This is a genomic window from Sphingomonas sp. SRI_018, from assembly GCF_057586275.1.
The window spans coordinates 1-1,306 of record NZ_JBYCZO010000012.1; the positions used below are offsets into that span (position 1 = coordinate 1).

General features: G+C 60.0%; 2 protein-coding genes. Both read right to left on the reverse strand.

Features of this window, described 5'->3' with window-relative positions:
- A protein-coding gene (locus AC2YHA_RS19470; RefSeq protein WP_487402976.1) for an IS5 family transposase occupies window positions 1–766 on the reverse strand; the annotation gives its coding sequence in 2 pieces (ribosomal slippage) (window positions 1–454 and window positions 454–766; 767 coding nt annotated over the 2 pieces). This gene is flagged as partial in the annotation.
- 36 nt (window positions 767–802) lie between these two features.
- Window positions 803–1,237, reverse strand: coding sequence for a hypothetical protein (locus AC2YHA_RS19475; RefSeq protein WP_487402977.1), 435 nt, complete (start codon window positions 1,235–1,237; stop codon window positions 803–805).
- Window positions 1,238–1,306 lie beyond the last annotated feature (69 nt).

Consider the following 1,306-nt stretch of genomic DNA (forward strand, 5'->3'; position numbering starts at 1 on the left):
TAGGCCGTGGACTCATAAGCGCGGAGCCACAGGCGCATTGAGGCGAGTTGGACCATGGCGAGGAAGTTCTCGGCGAGTTTGTCGTAGCGAGTGGCGATGCGGCGGAAGTGCTTCAGCTTGGAGAAGAACCGTTCGACGAGGTTGCGCTGGCGGTAGAGCCATGTGCTGAAGTAAGGTTTCCAGCGGCGATTGGACTTGGGCGGTATATTGGCCATAGCCCCTCTGTCGCGGAGAGTTTCGCGGATACGATCCGCATCATAGGCCTTATCAGCCAGGACGATTGTGTCCGGTCCAATGTGGTCGAGCAGTTCGTCAGCGACCTGCCCATCGTGCGTTTGCCCAGCAGTCAGGCCGAGCCGGATCGGGAGACCTTGCGCATCGACGACCGCGTGGATTTTGGTCGTGAGCCCGCCTCGGGAGCGACCGAGACAATGATCTCGATCCCCCTTTTTGCCGTCGCGGCCTGCTGGTGGGCGCGAACAGAGGTGCTATCGATCATCTGGATGTCGCCGTCGTGGGCGGAGGTGATCGCGTCCATCATCCGATCCCAGACGCCTGCTTTCCGCCATCGCACGAAGCGGTTGTAGCAAGTGGTGCGCGGTCCATAGCGCTCGGGCAAGTCGCGCCATGGTGCACCGGATCGCAGCACCCAGAAGATACCGTTCAAGACGCGGCGGTCGTCAACACGCGGCACGCCTCTAGGCTTGCTGGGTAACAGCGGCTGGATCACGCGCCACTCGAAGTCGGTCAAGTCATAACGGCTCATGCCGATGCTGAATCAGATGTCGAAGCGAGAGTGAAGCTATTTTGAAAGCACCTCGACATCGGCCGATGCAGCAGCATCCAGACGGGAGAAGCCGCTCTCAAAGCCATCAAACGACAACGCCGCAGGGTGACCACATCCGATGACCGACGCCTCGCTCCATTGCGTCAATACCTTCCTCGTCTGATCAATCCGTCCCGCGAGGGACAACTGCTTCCATTCCTTCGGATCAGGTGTGAAACTCACCCGGGTTGCCTCTTGATCGCAGCTTCTAACCGTTGCCCGGATGGCGAAACTGTCCCGGAAGATCAGGATAACATCCAAGTTCGGGTTCGACTGCCGGAGAGTCCTCGTGCAGCCGAAGCTGTCGGCATCATGGGCGCAAACCTCGGTGGCTCGCCACGCACCGAACTGCTGCTCGCTGGCCGTGTCGCCAGCAGCAAGCAGTAAGACGGGGACGACAACTGAAAACATCGCACGACGCTAAACCTGATGCCGCGCCGCGCCAACAGCGAGCGTCGGATTTATGAGTTCACGACCTAG

Bases quoted from the DNA above. Each gene is read 5' to 3' on its own strand.
- AC2YHA_RS19475 (WP_487402977.1), bottom strand. From the start codon at position 1,237: ATGTTTTCAGTTGTCGTCCCCGTCTTACTGCTTGCTGCTGGCGACACG.